The organism is Streptomyces calvus (assembly GCF_006782915.1).
Lineage (GTDB): Bacteria > Actinomycetota > Actinomycetes > Streptomycetales > Streptomycetaceae > Streptomyces > Streptomyces calvus.
Genome location: NZ_VCNP01000056.1, coordinates 440,772 through 458,274, shown reverse-complemented (window position 1 = coordinate 458,274; position 17,503 = coordinate 440,772). Strand labels below are relative to the sequence as shown.

Sequence of the window (17,503 nt, the reverse complement as noted above, 5' to 3'; positions counted from 1 at the left end):
GGACCACTCTCAGCGACAGAGAGGTCGGCTCGGTGGGCGGACACGAGGAGCGGGACGCAGCCCGGCAGAGGTTCGATGTGGCCGACGCCGTACCCCTGCTGCTCGATCCGCACGGCATGGTGAGCGGCTGGACCGTCCGGGCCGAGCGGCTGCTCGGGCACCGGGCGTCCGAGGCGGTGGGCCGGAAGTTCGCCGAGCTGCTGGTTCCCGAGGACGCGGAGCGGGTGCCCGACCTGGTCGAGCGGTGCCGGTCGGACGGCGACTGGGCCGGCCTGATGACGGCCCGGCACCGGGACGGGCGGCCGGTGCCCGTGATGGTGCGGATCACCCCGGCCGTGGAGCCGCGGGGCCGCTCGTCGCTGCTGGTGCTGCTGTCGGAGCTGGCGGGGGCGGCCGGCTGGGACATGAGCCGCGGCGTGCTGGAACAGATGGTCGCGGGCTCGTCCATCGGCATCGCCGTCGTGGACACCGATCTGCGCTACGTGTGGTCGAACGCCGCCCTGGAGCAGTTCGGCGGCGGCCCGCCGCCGCGGCGCCTGGGCCTGCGGTTCGCGGACGTCCAGCCGGGCCTGGACGCCGCGGCGGTGGAGACGCAGATGCGGTACGTGCTGGACACCGGCCGTCAGGTCGTCGGCTACGAGCACGTCGGCCGGGCGCGTTCCGCGCCGCTGCGCGAGACGGCGCACATGATGTCGTTCACCCGGCTGGACGACGAGCGGGGCCGGCCGATGGGCGTGTACTACACCGTCGTGGACGTCACCGAGCGGCACCGGGCCCGGCAGCGCCTCGCCCTGCTCGACCGGGCGGGCGAGCGCATCGGCCGCACCCTGGACGTCATGGTCACCGCGCAGGAACTGGCGGACGTCGCGGTGCCCGGACTCGCGGACTTCGTGGTCGTGGATCTGCTGGAGACGGTGCTGCGGGGTGCCGAGCTGCGGCCCGGACCGCTCACCGACTCCGACCGGGTGGTGCTGCTGCGCGCCGGCCACCGGTCGCTGTACGAGGACCTGCCGCGCAGGGCCGTGGAGTCCGGTGCGGTGGTGGCCTACCTGGCGGGCTCCCCGCCGGTGCGCTGCCTGACCACGGGCCGGGCCTGGCGGCAGGAGCTCGACCCGCTCGCCGAGGAGTGGGCCGTGACGGGCCCGGGCGACCGCGGGTCCACGTTCCTGGAGCTGGGCCTGCAGAGCGTGATGATCGTCCCGGTGCGGGCCCGTGGCACCACGCTCGGCATCACCACGTTCTTCCGCCGCCGCCGTGAGAACCCCTTCGACCAGGACGACCTCAGTCTGGCCGAGGACGTCGTCTCCCGGGCCGCCGTCTGCGTCGACAACGCCCGGCGCTACACCCGCGAACGGGACGCCGCGCTCGTCCTGCAGCGCAGCCTGCTGCCCCGCCGGCTGCCCGAGCTGGACGCCGTCGAGGTGTCCGCGTGCTACCGCCCGGCCGACGAGCTGACCGGGCTGGGCGGCGACTGGTACGACCTGATCCCGCTGTCCGGGGCCCGCGTCGCCCTGGTCGTCGGCGAGGTGCCGGGCCACGGCATCGACGCCGCCGCGGCGATGGGGCGGCTGCGGACCGCCGTGCGGACGCTGGCCGCCATCGATCTGCCGCCCGAGGAGGTGCTCGCCCACCTGGACGACCTGGTGGGCCGGTCGGCGCGGGACGAGGGCGACGGGCGGCAGTCCCGGGACGACGCCGGGCAGTCCGTCGGGGCCGACTGCCTGTACGTGGTCTACGACCCGGTGGACGGCCGGTGCGCGATGGCCGCGGCCGGCCATCCCGCGCCCGCCGTCGTGGCGCCCGACGGCACGGTCACCTTCGTGGAGCTGCCGCAGGGCCCGGCGCTCGGCGTGGGCGGGCCGCCGTTCGAGGCGGTGGAACTGACCCTGGCCGAGGGCAGCACGCTCGCCCTGCACACCGACGGTCTGCTCGGCGCCGGCGGTATGTCGCCCGCCGGCGCGGACCGGGAGCTGCTGCGGCGGGCGCTGGAGGGGGCCGGCCCCGCGCTGGAGCCGAGCTGCCGTGCCGTGGTCGACATGCTGGTCCCGGCCCGGCCCTACGACGACGTGGCCCTGCTGATGGCCCGTACCCGGCGGCTGGATCCGGCGCAGGTCGCGGTCAAGGACCTGCCGGTGGAGCCGTCCGTGGTGGCGGAGGCCCGCAGGGCCGCCACCCGGCAGCTGGCCCACTGGGGCCTGGAGGAGCTGGTCTTCACCACCGAGCTGATCGTCAGCGAACTGGTCACCAACGCCATCCGGCACGCCGCCGGCCCGGTCCGGCTGCGGCTGGTCCGGGAGCGGGCACTGGTGTGCGAGGTGTTCGACGGCGGGGCCTCCGCGCCCCATCTGCGTCATCCGCGCGCGACGGACGAGGGCGGGCGCGGGCTGCTGCTGGTCTCCCAGCTGGCCCAGCGGTGGGGCACCCGGTTCGTCCCCGAAGGGAAGATCATCTGGGCGGAGCAGTCGCTGACCGCACCGCCGCCGTAGGGATGTGGCCAATGGCGGAGACGTCGATCGACTACGCGGCGGTCTACCAGGCCCTGCCCGGCATGGTGGCGCTGCTCACCCCGGAGCTGGTCCTCGCGGACGTCAACGAGGCGTTCGTGCGCGGGTCGGGACGCCCGCGGGAGGCTCTGGTGGGCCGTTTCGTGTTCGACGTCTTCCCGGACAACCCGAACGACCGCGAGTCCAGGGGCGCGGACAGTCTGCGGGCCTCACTGCACCGGGTGCTGGCCACCGGTGAGCGCGACACCATGGCCGTGCAGCGCTACGACGTCGAGAGCACCGAGCGCCCCGGCGAGTGGGAGGAGCGCTACTGGAGCCCGGTGAACACGCCGGTGTTCGGGCCCGACGGGAACGTCGTCCTGATCGTGCACCGCATCGAGGAGGTCACCGAGCTGCTCCGGGTGAGCGGCCGCGCTGGCACCGGTCCCGAGCGGGTGCGGGAGGCCGAGCTGTACGCCCGCGCGCGGGAGCTGCAGGAGCTCAACAACCGGCTGCGCCAGGCGCACGCGCGGGAGCGGGAGGTGGCGCCGGCGCTGCAGGAGGCGATGCTGCCCGCGCGCCGGCCGACCCTCCACGAGCGGGTCGCCGTACGCTACCGGCCCGCGATGGGCGCGCTCACCGTGTGCGGCGACTGGTACGACCTGGTCGACCTGGTGGGCGGGCACCGCCTCGGCGTGTCCGTGGGCGACGTGGTGGGTCACGGTCTGGCGGCGGCCTGCGTCATGGGGCAGCTGCGCAGCGCGCTGAGCGCGGCCTCCCGGGTGGCGGACGGGCCGGCGCAGGCGCTGAACGTGGTGGGCCGCTACGCGCACGTGGTGGACGGCGCGGAGTCCGCGACCGCGGTGACGACGTTCGTCGACTTCGACCGGAACACCGTCACCTACAGCAGTGCCGGGCATCCGCCGCCGGTGCTGGTCCACCACGACGGACGGGTGGAGTTCCTCGACCGGGCCACCGACCCGCCGCTGGACGCCCGGCCCGACCCGGTGCCGAGGCCCGAGGCGGTGACGGCGTTCGAGCCGGGTGCCACCCTGGTGCTCTACACCGACGGTCTGGTCGAACGGCGCCGGGAGGACATCGACACCGGGCTGACGCGGCTCGCCGATTCGCTGCACCGGCACCGGACACGGGACCCCGAGGCGCTCGCCGACATCGTGCTGCTGGAGCTGCTGCCGCCGGGCGGCGCCACCGACGACACGGCGCTGGTCGTCGTACGGCTGTGACCGTCCGGCGGACTCGTCGCGGGTCAGGAGCCGGTGCGGGCCTGATCGAGGCGTGCCGTGCGCTCCACGTTGCGCCGGTCCTCCGGGTCGTCGCTGGGCGCACCGGCGAACCAGGCGTCGAGGATCTCTTTCAGCAGCGGCCCGGAGGTCAGCCGCAGGCTGAGCGCCAGCACGTTGGCGTCGTTCCAGCGGCGGGCGCCGTCGGCGGTGTAGGCGTCGGTGCACAGGGCGGCGCGGACGCCGGGCACCTTGTTCGCGGCGATCGAGGCGCCCGTGCCGGTCCAGCAGCACACCACCGCCTGGTCGGCGGTGCCGTCGGCGACCTCGCGGGCGGCGGCCTCCGTGCAGAACGCCCACTGCGGGTCGTCACCGGGGCTGAGGGCGCCGTGCGCGCGTACGTCGTGGCCGCGCTCGCGCAGCTCGTCGAGGAGCGCGCGGGCGACGGGTTCGTCCATGTCGGAGGAGACGGCGATCCGCATGCTTCGGAGCCTACTCCCCGCGGTGCGCGCCCGCTGACGGGCGTTCAGCCGTCCGGCACAGTACGGTGTCCCCGCGTCCGACGCGGTGGTGCCGCGGCGGGCGGCCCGGACCTAGACTGGCGGCCCACGACGTGCCGGATGGCCTGCTGGAACGCGGCGGCACCGCCCGTCCGCCGGAGTGAGGAGCGTGCCCTTGTTCTACTACCTGCTCAAGTACGTGCTGCTGGGCCCGCTGCTGAAACTGGTCTTCCGGCCGCGAATAGAGGGTCTCGAGCACGTTCCGTCGTCCGGTGCCGCCATCGTGGCGGGCAACCACCTGTCGTTCTCGGACCACTTCCTGATGCCGGCCGTGCTGAAGCGGCGCATCACGTTCCTCGCCAAGGCCGAGTACTTCACCGGGCCCGGCCTCAAGGGCAGGCTGACGGCCTTCTTCTTCCACAGCGCCGGGCAGATCCCGGTCGACCGGTCCGGCAAGGACGCCGGGCAGGCCGCGATCCGGGAGGGGCTGGGGGTGCTGGGCCGGGGGGAACTGCTCGGCATCTACCCGGAGGGCACCCGTTCGCACGACGGCCGCCTCTACAAGGGCAAGGTCGGGGTCGCGGTGATGGCGCTCAAGGCGGGCGTCCCGGTGATTCCGTGCGCGATGATCGGCACGTTCGAGGCGCAGCCGCCCGGCAAGGTGATCCCCCGGATCCATCCGGTGGTGATCCGCTTCGGTGCCCCGCTGGACTTCTCGCGCTATGCGGGCATGGAGGGTGAGAAGGCGGTCCTGCGCGCCGTCACCGACGAGATCATGTACTCCATCCTGAGCCTGTCCGAGCAGGAGTACGTCGACCAGTACGCGGCCGTCGCCAAGGCCGAGGAGGCCGAGCGCAGGGCGCAGGACAAGCGCCGGTTCCCGAGGATGCCGTCGGGCTGACCCGCCGGTGGCGCGGCGACGAGGGGCGGCCGGTGGTACCGGCCGCCCCTCGTGCCGTACGGCGTCGGAGGTTACGGCTTCGGCGTGGCGTGCGGCGCGCACGTCACGTCGGTCCGGTCCAGCCGGCCGGTGAGCAGGTAGGTGTCGACCCGGTCGTTGACGCAGGGGTTGACCAGGCCGGTGACGCCGTGGGATCCGGCGTCCCGCTCGGTGACGAGGCGGGAGCCCTTGAGCCGCCGGTGCAGTTCGAGGGCGCCGCCGTAGGGGGTGGCCGCGTCCCGTTCGGCCTGCACGATCAGCACGGGCGGCAGGCCCTTGCCGGACGTGACGTCCACCGGGGTCCGCTGCTTGACCGGCCAGGTGGCGCAGGGCAGGTTCATCCAGGCGTTGGCCCAGGTCATGAACGGGTGGTCGCGGTGCAGCCGGGTGTTGTCGCGGTCCCATGTCCGCCAGTTGGTGGGCCACTTGGCGTCGGTGCACTCCACGGCCGTGTAGACGGCGTTGCCGTTCTCGGAGGCGGCGTTGCCCGCGGTGTCGGAGAGGTCGGGTGCGGCGGCGTCGACGAGGGCCTGGGTGTCGCCGGCGACGTACTTGCCGAAGACGGTGGCGACCGGGATCCAGGCGGAGTCGTAGTACGGGGCGCTCTGGAAGAAGCCGGTCAGCTCGGCCGGTCCGACGACGCCGCCGATCGGGTCCTTCGCGGCGGTGGCGCGCAGTTTCAGCCACTGGGCCTGGACGGCTTCCCGGGTGGTGCCGAGGTGGAAGGTGGCGTCGTTGCTCGCCACCCAGTCCTGCCAGTCCTTCCAGCGGCCCTCGAAGGCGACGTCCTGGTCCAGGTTGGCCTGGTACCAGATCTTCTCCCGGGAGGGGTTGACGACGCTGTCCACGACCATGCGGCGGACGTGGCCCGGGAAGAGGGTGGCGTAGACGGCGCCGAGGTAGGTGCCGTAGGAGACGCCGAGGAAGTTGAGCTTCTTCTCGCCGAGGGCGGCGCGGATGACGTCGAGGTCGCGCGCGGTGTTCGGCGTGGTCATGTGCGCCAGCATCTCGCCGCTGCGCTCGTAGCAGCCCTCGGCGTACTCGCGGGCGAGCTTTCGCTGGGCGAGCTTGTCGGCCTCGGAGCCGGGCACCGGGTCCATCTTGGGCGCCTTGACGAACTCCTGCGGGTCGGCGCAGGAGATGGGCGCGGACCTGCCGACGCCGCGCGGGTCGAAGCCGACGAAGTCGTACGCCTCGGCCGTCTTGGCCCAGACCGGGTTCTTGCCGGTGACCCGGGCCGGGAAGCGCAGGCCGGAGCCGCCGGGACCGCCGGGGTTGTACAGGAGCGCGCCCTGGCGCTCGTCGGCGGTGCCGGTGTTGCCGATGCGGTCGACGGCGAGCTTGATCTGCTTGCCGTGCGGCTCGGCGTAGTCGAGCGGGACCGAGACCCAGCCGCACTGGATGGGCTTGGGCAGGTTCCAGTCGGCGGGGCAGTCCCGCCAGTCGATGCCGGCCCTCGCGGCCCGGGCGGCGGCGACGGCGACGCCCCTGGCCTCGCGGTCGCCGCCGTGTCGCGCGTCCGCCGTCGCGTTCGCCGTGGGCGCCGCGACGGCGCCGGCTATGAGCGTCGCCGTGACGAGCGCTCCGGCCGAACCGAGCGCCGTCCGCCGTCTCTTCGCTCTGCTGTCCCTCACGTGGGCCTCTTTCCGCCTCGTCCCGATGGGTACGGGGGATCCTCGCCGCTGCGGGGCCCGCGGGGACAGGGGCGTCGGCCCTTCTTTGCCAATCCGATAACCGGGTAAAGGAGTTCCGTCAAACGGACGGGGCGGCGAGGCGGTCCTGGGCTTCGTCCAGGAGGCGCCGCAGGCGCAGCGCGTCGGTCGCCACGGCGCTCACCAGCACGGCGGGACCGGCGAGCGGCAGGACGGCCGCATCCTCCCCCAGCGGCCCCGCGCCGACCGGTCTTACTTCGAACTCCGGTCCCACCAGCACGAGTTGGCCGACCGCGCGGCGTCCCGCGAGCACGGCAGGACCGTCCCAGCCGCCCGTGGCTCCGGGTCCGCAGGCCAGTTCCTGGTCGAGGACGGTGCGCCCGCCGATCCGTACCGTCAGACGGGACAGCAGCCGTCCCGGTTGCTCCGCGGCCCGCCCGAGGATCTGCTCCTCGCGCAGCACGAGCCGGGCGCCGGGGGCGAGGTCGGCTCGGGTGGTGACGGTCAGGTCACTGCCCTGGGCGCAGATCAACTGCTCGGGCAGCCAGTGCAGTTCGCCGCCGTCGGCGACGGTGAGCGTGACGTCCTGGCGTGCCCCGCCCGGGTGCCGGCCGGGCAGGGCGATGGTGGCGGCGGCCGAGCCGACGCGGAGCCGGGCGCCCGGTTCCACGTCCGCCCGCACCGTGAGGTGGTCCCCGCCGAGCGGTCCGCTCATGGCGCCGACCAGCACGACGTGCGCCTCACCGCCGCTTCCTCGCGTGCGCCGCGGCGCGAGCGGCCCGTCGCCGTCCAGCACGGGCAGACAGGTCCCGCCGCGGCCGTCGGCGCGGGCGTGGATCCGGGCGAGGGCCCGTACGCCGGCGGTTCTCACGCCGTCCACGCGGTGAGCCGTTCGCGCACCCAGCCGGCGACGTCCCGCACCCCGGCCCCGTCGCGCAGCGACTGGAACACCACGGGGAGGTGGGCCCGTTGGGTGCGGGCGTCGGCGGCCATGCGGCCGAGGTCGGCGCCGACGTACGGGGCGAGGTCCGTCTTGTTGACGACCAGGAGGTCGGCGGTGGTCACGCCGGGGCCGCCCTTGCGCGGGATGTCGTCCCCGCCGGCCACGTCGATGACGAAGATCTGCGCGTCCACGAGCCCCTTGGAGAAGGTGGCGGTGAGGTTGTCGCCGCCGGACTCGACGAGGATCAGGTCCAGCGGTCCGACGCCGTCCTCCAGGTCCTCCACCGCTTCCAGGTTGGCGGAGATGTCGTCGCGGATCGCGGTGTGCGGGCACGCCCCGGTCTCCACGGCGGTGATCCGCTCGGGCGGCAGCACGGCCTCGCGGCGCAGGAACTCGGCGTCCTCGCGGGTGTAGATGTCGTTGGTGACGACGGCGAGGGACACCTCGTCCCGCAGGGCCCGGCACAGGGCGGCGACGGTGGCGGTCTTCCCGGACCCGACGGGCCCGCCGAGACCGATCCGCAGCGCCCGCCGCGCCCCGTCGGGCCGTGTGACGTCGGCACTCACGGCGGCGGGGCCGTGGTGGGCCGGGGCGTGGTCGAGATGCATGGCGGCTCCGGTTTCCGTCCCGTCCGGCGTTCGAGGACGGGGCCGTTCAGGTCGATGGGGTTCGAGGGCCGAGGGGGTTCGAGATGGTCCGAGGGGTTCGGATGGTCCGAGGGGTTCGAGATGGTCCGAGGGGATGTCCGCGGGACGGGGACCGTAGACGGGCGGCCGGTGCCCCCGGTCGGCTGCCCGTGCGAGGCGACCCCGCCCCTACGAGGCGAAGAGCCGCACCGACCACCCCGCATGCGCCTCCGCGAGGATCTCCAGCAGCGGAGCCGACGCCGCGGGCAGCGCGTCGACCCCTTCGCCTGCCACCCTGCGCGCCGCGTCCACCGCCCGCTCCACCACCCGGTCCGCTTCCGGCGCCAGCCGCGCCGACACGGCCGTCGCGTCGAACGGGTCGAGGCCCAGCAGCCGTACCGTCGCGGTCGCCGGTCCGCTCACGCTCTCGTGGACCGCGCAGTGCGCCGCGTCGGCGGGCCCCAGTCCGGCGGCCCGTGCGGTGAGGCCCAGGACCACCGGCTGGTGCGCTCCCTTGGGGAACCGCCGCGCCAGGCCGTCGAGTTCGTCCGACGGCCAGGTCGCGCGGGCCGCCCGCAGCAGTTGCCGGCCCAGTCGGCGCGCGGCGGTGCGCAGGGCGGGCGAGGGCGTGCGGGCGTCGGCGGCCGCGTCCAGTTCCGCCGGGTCCGCGCCCAGCGCAGCGGAGGCGGCGAGGGCCGCCGACACCAGTCCCGTGGTGTGCAGCCGTCCGCGGCAGAAGTCCTCCAGGCTCGCGGCGTCCGTGATCCGCCCGGCGGCCACGGCCGCCTCGGCCCCGCCGGAGTGCGCGTGCCCTCCGGCCGGGAACCGTCCGTCGGCCAGGACGAGCAGCGCCGACCGGGACATCAGAAGAGAAAGTACCGCTGGGCCAGCGGCAGTTCGGTGGCAGGAGTCGTCTCGACGAGGTCGCCGTCGAGGTAGACGGCGAAGCTGTCGGGGTCGACGCGCACGTCCGGCCGGGCGTCGTTCTCCCGCATGTCCGCCTTGGTCACCGCGCGGGTCGAGTCGATGGCCACGAACCGCTTGCCCAGCCCGAGCCGGTCCGGCAGACCGGCCTCGACCGCCGCCTGGGCGACGAAGTTGACGGAGTTGGCGGCGGGCGCCCGCCCGATCGCCCCGTACATCGGGCGCGGGAGGACCGGCTGCGGCGTCGGGATGGAGGCGTTGGCGTCGCCCATCTGCGCGTGGGCGATCTGACCTCCCTTGAGGACGAGGAGGGGCTTGACGCCGAAGAACGCCGGTTCCCACAGCACGAGATCGGCCAGCTTGCCGCTCTCCACGGAGCCGATCTCGCGGGCCATGCCCTGGGCGAGCGCCGGATTGATCGTGTACTTGGCGACGTAGCGGCGCACCCGGTGGTTGTCGGCGCGTCCGTCGCCCGGGAGCGCGCCGCGCCGCCGCTTCATCACATGCGCGGTCTGCCAGGTCCGCAGGATCACCTCGCCCACGCGCCCCATGGCCTGGGAGTCGGAGGAGATGATGGAGATGGCGCCGAGGTCGTGCAGCACGTCCTCGGCGCCGATGGTGGACGGCCGGATCCGGGACTCGGCGAAGGCCAGGTCTTCTGGCACCGCCGGGTTCAGGTGGTGGCACACCATCAGCATGTCGAGGTGCTCCTCGACGGTGTTGACGGTGAACGGCCGGGTCGGGTTGGTGGAGCTGGGCAGCACGTGCGGCTCGGAGACCACGGTGATGATGTCGGGCGCGTGTCCGCCGCCGGCGCCCTCGGTGTGGTACGCGTGGATGCCGCGCCCGGCGATCGCGGCGAGCGTGTCGCCCACGAAACCGGCCTCGTTGAGGGTGTCCGTGTGGATGGCGACCTGGATGCCGGTGCGTCCGGCGACGGTCAGCGCGGCGTCGATGACGGCCGGGGTGGATCCCCAGTCCTCGTGCAGCTTCAGCCCGACCGCGCCGCCCCTGATCTGCGAGAGCATCGCCTCCTCGGAGACGGTGTTGCCCTTGCCGAGCAGCCCGATGTTCAGCGGGTGGGCCTCCATCGCGGCCAGCATCCGCGCCAGGTGCCAGGGGCCCGGCGTGACGGTGGTGGCCTTGGAGCCCTCGGCGGGGCCGGTGCCGCCGCCGACCAGCGTGGTGATGCCGGAGGCCAGCGCCTCGTCGGCGATCTGCGGGCAGATGAAGTGGACGTGGGCGTCGACGGCTCCGGCGGTCAGGATCCGGCCGTTGCCTGCGATGATCTCGGTCTCGGGGCCGATGACCAGGTCCGGGTGGACGCCGTCCATGGTGTCGGGGTTGCCCGCCTTGCCGATGCCGGTGATCCGTCCGTCGCGGATGCCGACGTCGGCCTTGACGACACCCCAGTGGTCGACGATCACGGCGCCGGTGACGACCGTGTCCGGGGCGCCGTCCGCGCGGGTGGCGAGGGACTGGCCCATGGACTCGCGGACGACCTTGCCGCCGCCGAACACGGCCTCGTCACCGGCGCGTCCGGGACCGCCGGAGCGGTCCTCCTCGATCTCGACGAGCAGGTCGGTGTCGGCGAGCCGGATGCGGTCGCCGGTCGTCGGGCCGAACAGGTCGGCGTAGGCGGCGCGGGAGATCTCACGCATCGAGCGCTCCTCGGGTCTCGCCGCGCAGTCCGGGCACGACCCGGGCCCCGGCCAGCGGGACGAGACCGACCTCGACGGGGATGCCGGGTTCGAAGCGCACGGCGGTTCCGGCGGCGACGTCCAGCCGCTTGCCGCGGGCGGCGGCGCGGTCGAACTGCAGGCCGGGGTTGGCCTCGGCGAAGTGGTAGTGGGAACCGATCTGGACGGGCCGGTCCGCGGTGTTGAGGACGGTGAGCCGGGTGACCTCGCGGCCCTCGTTGCACAGCACCGGGTCGTCGGCGAACAGGAACTCTCCGGGAATCACGGCGGCCTCTCCCGGTCAGACGATCGGGTCGTGGACGGTGACGAGCTTGGTGCCGTCCGGGAACGTGGCCTCCACCTGGACGTCGTGGATCATCTCCGGCACGCCCTCCATGACGTCCGCCCGGGTGAGCAACCCGCGCCCGGAGGACATGAGTTCGGCGACGGTGCGGCCGTCCCGGGCGCCTTCGAGGACGTGCGAGGTGATGAGGGCCACCGCCTCGGGGTGGTTCAGCCTCAGTCCGCGCGCCCGGCGTTTGCCCGCCACGTCGGCCGCGACGTGGATCAGCAGCCTCTCCTGCTCGTGCGGGGTCAGGTGCACGGCGTCCCACCTCACAGTTCTCGCTCCGGACCGTGCGGGATCCGGAGGCCGCGGCCACGGGCCGGCGTGCCCGGTGGCGTGGGTGGGCAGGCTAACCGGGCGTCGTTTCACGCGCGTTAACCGCGGCAGGGCGCGGCGGACGCTCCGCGGAGCGCCGGCCGTGCGGTCAGGCGTCCTGTCCGGGCGGACGCACCGCCATCAGCGCCCGCAGCCCGTCGCCGACCGACTCCTCGAACGTCCCGCCGAACAGCGCGATCTGGGCCGCGAAGCCCTGCACGACCGCGATCATCGCCCGCGCCATCGCGTCCGCGTCGGCGTCCCTGGGCATCATGCCGGCGTCCTTGTAGCCCTCGACGATCCTCGCCCAGCCCGCACGGACGTTCTGGTACCCCTCGCTCAGGGTGGCCGCCATTTCGGGACTGCGGGTCGTCTCGGTCCACACCTGGATCATCAGCCGCGGGAACATCCACTCACCGTTGTCCAGGGTTGCCGGCCGTGCTTCCCGCATCCGGGCCAGGGTGCGCGGGATGAGGACGTCCGGGGTGGGCGGCGGCGTCTCCCGGGCGGCCTGCTCGTAGATGCCGCGCACCGTGTCGAGGACTTCCGTGACGATCGCGGCGATCAGCTCCTCCTTCCCGCCGAAGTACCGGTAGACGGCGCCCGCGGAGAGGTCCACCTCCTTCAGCACGTCCTGCATCGAGGTCGCGTGGAAGCCGTTGCGGGCGAAGCAGAGCGCGGCACCGTCGAGGATCTGGCGGCGGCGGGCGTCGAGGTGTTCCTGGGATACGCGAGCCATGACCGAAACCTAAAACGAACGTTCCTTCTTGACAAGCGGGACCGACGGCGGGACGGTGGAGACGAAGTCAAAACGAACGATCCTTCTTTTTGACGTGGGAGCCCTCATGTCCCCCTCATCACCCTCCTCACCGCCGACGCACCGCCGTATCGCCGCCGTGGTGGTGCTGGTCCCCGTGCTGGTGGCGCTGGCGCTCTGGGCGTTCGCCTGGCCCGCGGCGCGCACCGCACCCCGTGACCTGCCGCTCGGCGTGGCCGGCCCCGCCGCCGCGGCCGCACCGCTGGAGCAGCGACTGGAGCGGCAGCAGGGCGCGTTCGAGCTCCACCGCTACGCCGACGAGACCGCCGCCCGCGAGGCCGTCGAGGAGCGCGAGGTGTACGGCGCGGTCGTCGCCGCGGAGCGGGGCCCGAAGCTGCTCGTCGCGACCGCCGCGAGCCCGGTCGTGGCCCAGCTGCTTCAGCAGGCGGTGACGCGGCAGGCGGAAGCCTCCGGGTCCCGGGTGAGGACCGTGGACGTGGTGCCCGCCGCCGAACGGGACCCACGCGGCGCGATCATGAACGCGAGCGTGCTGCCGCTGGCGCTGGCCGGCATCGGGGCCGGTACCGCGGTGACGATGCTGGGTTTGCGCGGCGTCCGCGCGGTCGTCGCACTGACCGGCTCGGCGGCCCTGGTCGGCGCGGTGGCCGCGGCGCTGACGCACAGCTGGCTGGAGGCGGTTCCCGGGAACTGGTGGGCGCTGGCCGGGACCTTCGCGCTGGCGGCGCTGGCCGTGGGCGCGGCCGTCTCCGGACTCGCGGCACTGCTGGGGCAGGCGGGCATCGCACTGGGCGGGCTCGTGATCATGCTCCTCGGCAACCCGTTCTCGGGGGCGTCCTCGGCGCCGGAGCTGCTGCCCGAGCCCGCCGGGGCGATCGGCCAGTGGCTGCCGCCGGGTGCGGGCGTGTCCCTGCTGCGCTCGGTGTCGTTCTTCGACGGCGCGGCGGTCACGGGCCCCGCCCTGACGCTGGCCTGGTGGGCGGCGCTCGGTCTGGGGGCCGTCCTCCTCGCCGATGCGCTGAAGGAGCACGCGCGGAAGGCCGAGCCCGCGGCCGACCGCGACCCGGCCCTCGCCGGCTGACGGCCCTCGTCCCCCGCAGCGCGACAGGGCCGTGCGCCCCGCCACCGTCGGCAGGTGTGCACGGCCCTGTCGCGCTGCGGTGCGACGGCTACGAGGCGGCCGTCCCGCGGTGTTCCGCGGCGATGCCGAAACGCTGTTGTTCGCCCCCGGCGGAAGCGACCCCGCGGACGCCGGAGACCGTGCTGATCACCTGCTCCTCCGCGGGCTCCGCAACCTCCTGGACTTCCTCGAGTCGTCGCAGGTCATCGGCGGACACGAGGGCGACGAGGGGTTTCCCGTGCCGGGTCACGACGACGCGCTCACCGCCGTACACCACGCGGTTGATCAGGTCGGCAAGCTCAGCCCGGGCTTGGGTCACCGGAATCTCGTAGGCCATGTGCCCATCATAACGGCACGTACGTCCTGTACATTTTTTACAGAGACGACCGACAGGAGGGGCCCTCATGACCCGACCGTCCGCCCGCCACGTGCTGCCCGAGTTCACCGAACGCACGGCGTCCGGGAACCGGACCACGGACCCCTACTCGAAGCTGCTCGAGGAGCGCATCGTCATCCTCGGCACACCCATCGACGAGACCTCCGCCAATGACGTGATGGCCCAGTTCATGTACCTGGAGCACCACTCCCCCGACCGGGACATCTCGCTCTACGTCAACTCCCCCGGCGGCTCCTTCCACGCCATGTCGGCGATCTACGACACGCTGCGCTACGTCACCTGCGACGTGGAGACGATCTGTCTGGGCCAGGCCGAGGGTGCCGCCGCGCTGCTGCTGGCCGCAGGCACACCGGGCAAGCGGTTCGCGCTGCCCGGGGCGCGCCTGGTGCTCCGTCAGCCCGCCCTGCAGGAGCCCGTCGAGGGCCAGGCCGGCGATCTGGCCATCCAGGCGGAGGAGTTGATGCGCATCCGCGCCCGGATGGAGGACATGCTGGTCCGTCACACCGGCCGGAGCGCCGAGCAGGTCAGGGCGGACATCGAGCGGGACAAGGTCCTCGACGCGCAGGCCGCGGTGGACTACGGCCTGGTGGACCGGATCGTGCCGCACCGCCGGAGCGCGTACCCCGCGCCGGCCGCGAAGTGAGCCGCCGATGCTGCCACCCGAACTGCCGCCACTGCCCGCGCTGACCCGCGCCGAGGCGGAGTTGATCGACCGTTACCTCGACGTCGTGGATCTGCTCGGCCGGGTCAATCCGGCCCTGGGCGGCGACACCTACCGCGGGCTGCGCGCGGCCCAGGCACTGGTCGGCAAGGCCGTCGCCCTGCGCGACGCGCTGACCCTGATGCACCGGCGCGGCGAGAGCGAACTGCACTCCGCCACGCTGGCCCGGGCCCTGCGGGTGCTGGACGGCGAACGGCGTACGGCCCGCCTCACACTGCCGCCGGACACCGGCAGTTGACGTCCGGACCGCCCCCGGACGAGGTCCGGCGGGCGGTGCGCCCCGGCCGGGCTTGAAACGGACCAAACGGCGTACCCCCATCCGGCGTAGACGAACCTCCTGTTTTCGAGCCGCCGGAGTTGCGCAGACCGCCTGCCGCCGGACGACCGCGGGCATTTCCTCGCTGGTCCGCGGCTCATCGCCGGACGGGAGGACCGCCCGAACAGGGAGGTGTCCACCCGAACGGATGAGTGGTGAGTAACAACACAAACCACCCGTTCCGTTGGGTTTTCGATCGCGCGATGAGCCAAGATCCCTGACTGACGACAAGACCCCGCCGCCGCGGCGGGGCGATCCGGGCGGACGCCGAGTCCTGCCGCCGCCCGGATGACCGGTCGACAGGAGTGGATCGGCAGGAGTGGAGGACCCGAGCACGACGGGCCGCCGGTACGTCAGTTCCGAGCGGTCCTTGGGGTGAAGCCGCACAGGTGCGGCCGGGCAACTTCGCCAGCCCGAATCCGACAGGTCATCCTTCACAGGCGGCTGACGAAGGGTTGCGCATGACTGCGCTCAATCGTGTCCCGTCTCTCATGGCCCGCGCCGGAACCGCCTCGGCTCTCACCCTCGCCGCCGTGGGCGGCACCATCGCCGTCCCCGGAGCCGCCTCGGAGGCGGCCGCCGCGGGCCCGGCCACCAAGGCCCTGCGGATCGCCGCGTCCAAGAAGGGCTCGCCCTACCAGTGGGGCGCCACCGGGCCGCACAGGTTCGACTGCTCGGGTCTGACGCTGTACTCGTTCAAGAAGGCGGGCAAGAAACTGCCACGCACCGCCGCCCAGCAGTACAACAAGACCCGCCACGTCTCCGCCGGCAACCGCAGGGCGGGAGACCTGGTCTTCTTCCATTCGGGCGGCTACGTCTACCACGTCGGCATCTACGCGGGTAAGGGCAAGATCTGGCACGCCCCGAAGACCGGGGACGTGGTGCGTCTGCAGAAGATCTGGACGCGCAGCGTCTCCTACGGTCGGGTGAGGTGATCCGCGGGGCGGCGGCGTTCACCGCACCGCGGCGCCGCCGCCCCGCCGGGCCTCCTGCTCCTGCTGTCCCGCCGCCGTGACCGCTTCGGCGGCCTGGACGGTCCACGGGAGTTCCACCGAGACGGTCTTGCCGCCCTCACGCGTGGGGCGGATCCTGAGCCTGCCTCCGCACTCGGCGGTCAGGCAGCGGATGATGACCAGTCCGCGGCCGTTGTCCTGCTGCACCGCGGCGGGCAGCCGCTTGGGGAAACGGGGATGGCTGTCCGTGACGCCGATGTGCACCCGTTCGTCGCGGACGAGCACGACGTCCACGGTGAACGTGGGTGACTGTCCGAACGTGTGCTGCACCGCGTTGGTGGCGAGTTCGGACACGATCAGCCGGACGGTGTCGGACAGGTCCGCGTCCTCCGGCATGCCCCACTCCGCCAGCGTGCCCACCACATGGGCACGCGCGGCCGAGACCGAGGCGGGATCGCTCGGCAGAGTGACGGATGCTTCCAGATGGTCTGCCATGGCGACGTCGTCCCTTTCCCACGGGACCGCAGTCCGACACGGAGCGGTTGGTTCGAGTACGGTCCCGCACTGGTGCTTCGTCGCCAGACTGCCATTACCGCAGGGCGTTGGGCGGCGATCGACCAAGATATGCATATATCTGTCGCTCAAAGCGGTGAACTCTGCGACGGGAGACCGTATAGGGGCGGCTCGGAAGGAGTAAGGAGAAGCCCATGCAGCACGGTCCCGCGGTGCGCCGCCGGAAGCTGGGCGCGGAACTGCGCGCGTTGCGCAACTCGGCCGGACTCACCAGTGGCGAGGCGGCCCGGCTGGCGGGCTGGCACCAGTCGAAGGTGAGCCGGATCGAGACCGGCACGAGCGGAGTGAAACCGGCCGATGTCCGGTTACTGCTCGATGTCTACGGCGTGGGCGACGCCCAGCTGCGGGAGCTGCTCCTGGTGCTCTCGGGCGCGGGCGACGGCACCGGCCGGCACCACTGGTGGCACGCCTACCGCGGGGTGCTGCCGCCCACCTACCGGGACTTCATCAGTCTGGAGTCGCAGGCCAGCGCGATGCGCACCCTGGAGACCACGGTGATCCCCGGGCTGCTGCAGACCCCGGAGTACGCGCGCGCCGTGACGAAGGCGGCCCTGGAGGGCGCGTCGGAGGAACGGCTCGACGCCCTGGTGGAGGTCCGGCTGGCCCGGCAGGACGTGCTGCGGGCGGATCCGCCGCTGGAGCTGAGCGCGGTCCTGGACGAGGCGGTGCTGCGCCGCGAGGTGGGCGGTCCCGGTGTGATGGCCCGGCAGCTGACCCGGCTGGTGGAGGCGGCCCGGCTCCCTCAAGTGCGCTTGCAGGTACTGCCGTTCAGCGCGGGGGCGCACATCGGCGTGACCGGTCCTTTCGTCATCTTTTCGTTTTCGCGCACTTCTGATCTGGACGTGGTTGTTCTCGACCACTTGACGAGTAGCCTCCATCTGGAGCGGAAAGAAGACCTCAGGGCGTACCTGGAGGCCTTCAACGCCCTTTCGGTCCACGCCCTTTCACCAGAGGACTCGTTGGATTTCATCGCCGGCGCGGCAGCCGGCGCGTAAGGAG

General features: G+C 73.1%; 19 protein-coding genes and 1 riboswitch. Of the genes, 8 read left to right on the top strand and 11 right to left on the bottom strand.

Annotated features, from left to right (window positions below; translation table 11 throughout):
* The first annotated feature begins 32 nt into the window (after positions 1 to 32).
* Both FGW31_RS30355 and FGW31_RS30350 read left to right on the top strand, forming a co-directional pair.
* Positions 33 to 2,486, top strand: coding sequence for a SpoIIE family protein phosphatase (locus FGW31_RS30355; RefSeq protein ID WP_142196747.1), 2,454 nt, complete (start codon positions 33 to 35; stop codon positions 2,484 to 2,486).
* Positions 2,487 to 2,497: 11 nt separating this feature from the next.
* On the top strand, positions 2,498 to 3,727 hold the full coding sequence (locus tag FGW31_RS30350) for a PP2C family protein-serine/threonine phosphatase (RefSeq protein WP_142196746.1): 1,230 nt from the start codon (positions 2,498 to 2,500) through the stop codon (positions 3,725 to 3,727).
* 23 nt (positions 3,728 to 3,750) lie between these two features.
* Here FGW31_RS30350 and FGW31_RS30345 read toward each other — a convergent pair whose 3' ends face one another.
* Positions 3,751 to 4,206, bottom strand: coding sequence for an RpiB/LacA/LacB family sugar-phosphate isomerase (locus FGW31_RS30345; RefSeq protein ID WP_142196745.1), 456 nt, complete (start codon positions 4,204 to 4,206; stop codon positions 3,751 to 3,753).
* 193 nt (positions 4,207 to 4,399) lie between these two features.
* On the opposite strand from FGW31_RS30345, the gene FGW31_RS30340 reads away from it, so the two are divergent.
* Positions 4,400 to 5,125 carry a lysophospholipid acyltransferase family protein gene (locus tag FGW31_RS30340; protein WP_142196744.1) on the top strand — a complete coding sequence of 242 codons (726 nt, stop codon included), beginning with the start codon at positions 4,400 to 4,402 and terminating at the stop codon, positions 5,123 to 5,125.
* 71 nt (positions 5,126 to 5,196) lie between these two features.
* On the opposite strand, the gene FGW31_RS30335 is transcribed toward FGW31_RS30340, so the two are convergent.
* From FGW31_RS30335 to FGW31_RS30300, 8 genes are all read right to left on the bottom strand, one after another.
* The gene (locus tag FGW31_RS30335; RefSeq protein ID WP_142196743.1) at positions 5,197 to 6,798 is read right to left on the bottom strand and encodes an alpha/beta hydrolase; all 1,602 of its coding nucleotides are present in this window, start codon (positions 6,796 to 6,798) and stop codon (positions 5,197 to 5,199) included.
* A 118-nt stretch (positions 6,799 to 6,916) separates the two neighbouring features.
* Positions 6,917 to 7,696 carry an urease accessory protein UreD gene (locus FGW31_RS30330; protein ID WP_142196742.1) on the bottom strand — a complete coding sequence of 260 codons (780 nt, stop codon included), beginning with the start codon at positions 7,694 to 7,696 and terminating at the stop codon, positions 6,917 to 6,919.
* Positions 7,684 to 8,367 carry an urease accessory protein UreG gene (gene ureG / locus FGW31_RS30325; RefSeq protein ID WP_142196741.1) on the bottom strand — a complete coding sequence of 228 codons (684 nt, stop codon included), beginning with the start codon at positions 8,365 to 8,367 and terminating at the stop codon, positions 7,684 to 7,686. The genes FGW31_RS30330 and ureG overlap by 13 nt, the downstream gene beginning before the upstream one ends.
* 207 nt (positions 8,368 to 8,574) lie before the next feature.
* Positions 8,575 to 9,249 carry an urease accessory protein UreF gene (locus tag FGW31_RS30320; RefSeq protein ID WP_142196740.1) on the bottom strand — a complete coding sequence of 225 codons (675 nt, stop codon included), beginning with the start codon at positions 9,247 to 9,249 and terminating at the stop codon, positions 8,575 to 8,577.
* Positions 9,249 to 10,970, bottom strand: a complete 1,722-nt coding sequence (locus FGW31_RS30315) for an urease subunit alpha (RefSeq protein ID WP_142196739.1) — start codon at positions 10,968 to 10,970, stop codon at positions 9,249 to 9,251. The genes FGW31_RS30320 and FGW31_RS30315 overlap by 1 nt, the downstream gene beginning before the upstream one ends.
* Positions 10,963 to 11,274 (bottom strand): urease subunit beta, encoded by a 312-nt coding sequence (locus tag FGW31_RS30310; RefSeq protein WP_142196738.1) that lies wholly within the window; start codon positions 11,272 to 11,274, stop codon positions 10,963 to 10,965. Before FGW31_RS30310 ends, FGW31_RS30315 begins: the two co-directional genes overlap by 8 nt.
* Positions 11,275 to 11,289: 15 nt before the next feature.
* Positions 11,290 to 11,592 (bottom strand): urease subunit gamma, encoded by a 303-nt coding sequence (locus FGW31_RS30305; RefSeq protein ID WP_142196737.1) that lies wholly within the window; start codon positions 11,590 to 11,592, stop codon positions 11,290 to 11,292.
* A gap of 166 nt (positions 11,593 to 11,758) precedes the next feature.
* Positions 11,759 to 12,388 (bottom strand): TetR/AcrR family transcriptional regulator, encoded by a 630-nt coding sequence (locus tag FGW31_RS30300; protein ID WP_142196736.1) that lies wholly within the window; start codon positions 12,386 to 12,388, stop codon positions 11,759 to 11,761.
* 106 nt (positions 12,389 to 12,494) lie between these two features.
* Between FGW31_RS30300 and FGW31_RS30295 the strand changes: the two genes are divergently transcribed.
* Positions 12,495 to 13,505: an ABC transporter permease gene (locus tag FGW31_RS30295; protein ID WP_142196735.1), complete on the top strand. Its 1,011-nt coding sequence runs from the start codon at positions 12,495 to 12,497 to the stop codon at positions 13,503 to 13,505.
* Between the two features lie 88 nt (positions 13,506 to 13,593).
* Here FGW31_RS30295 and FGW31_RS30290 read toward each other — a convergent pair whose 3' ends face one another.
* On the bottom strand, positions 13,594 to 13,881 hold the full coding sequence (locus FGW31_RS30290) for a type II toxin-antitoxin system Phd/YefM family antitoxin (protein WP_142196734.1): 288 nt from the start codon (positions 13,879 to 13,881) through the stop codon (positions 13,594 to 13,596).
* A gap of 67 nt (positions 13,882 to 13,948) precedes the next feature.
* Between FGW31_RS30290 and FGW31_RS30285 the strand changes: the two genes are divergently transcribed.
* The 3 genes from FGW31_RS30285 to FGW31_RS30275 all read left to right on the top strand — a co-directional run bounded on the left by FGW31_RS30285 (position 13,949) and on the right by FGW31_RS30275 (position 15,913).
* Positions 13,949 to 14,584 (top strand): ATP-dependent Clp protease proteolytic subunit, encoded by a 636-nt coding sequence (locus FGW31_RS30285; RefSeq protein WP_142196733.1) that lies wholly within the window; start codon positions 13,949 to 13,951, stop codon positions 14,582 to 14,584.
* Positions 14,585 to 14,591: 7 nt separating this feature from the next.
* Positions 14,592 to 14,900, top strand: coding sequence for a hypothetical protein (locus FGW31_RS30280; protein ID WP_142196732.1), 309 nt, complete (start codon positions 14,592 to 14,594; stop codon positions 14,898 to 14,900).
* 343 nt (positions 14,901 to 15,243) lie between these two features.
* Positions 15,244 to 15,435, top strand: a riboswitch (cyclic di-AMP (ydaO/yuaA leader).
* A gap of 4 nt (positions 15,436 to 15,439) precedes the next feature.
* Entirely contained in the window at positions 15,440 to 15,913 is a 474-nt protein-coding gene (locus FGW31_RS30275; RefSeq protein ID WP_142196731.1) for a C40 family peptidase, read from the top strand.
* An 18-nt stretch (positions 15,914 to 15,931) separates the two neighbouring features.
* Here the strand turns inward: FGW31_RS30275 and FGW31_RS30270 are convergent, their stop codons facing one another.
* Positions 15,932 to 16,426, bottom strand: a complete 495-nt coding sequence (locus FGW31_RS30270; protein ID WP_142196730.1) for an ATP-binding protein — start codon at positions 16,424 to 16,426, stop codon at positions 15,932 to 15,934.
* Positions 16,427 to 16,638: 212 nt separating this feature from the next.
* On the opposite strand from FGW31_RS30270, the gene FGW31_RS30265 reads away from it, so the two are divergent.
* Positions 16,639 to 17,499, top strand: a complete 861-nt coding sequence (locus FGW31_RS30265; RefSeq protein ID WP_142196729.1) for a helix-turn-helix domain-containing protein — start codon at positions 16,639 to 16,641, stop codon at positions 17,497 to 17,499.
* The last annotated feature ends 4 nt before the right edge of the window (positions 17,500 to 17,503 follow it).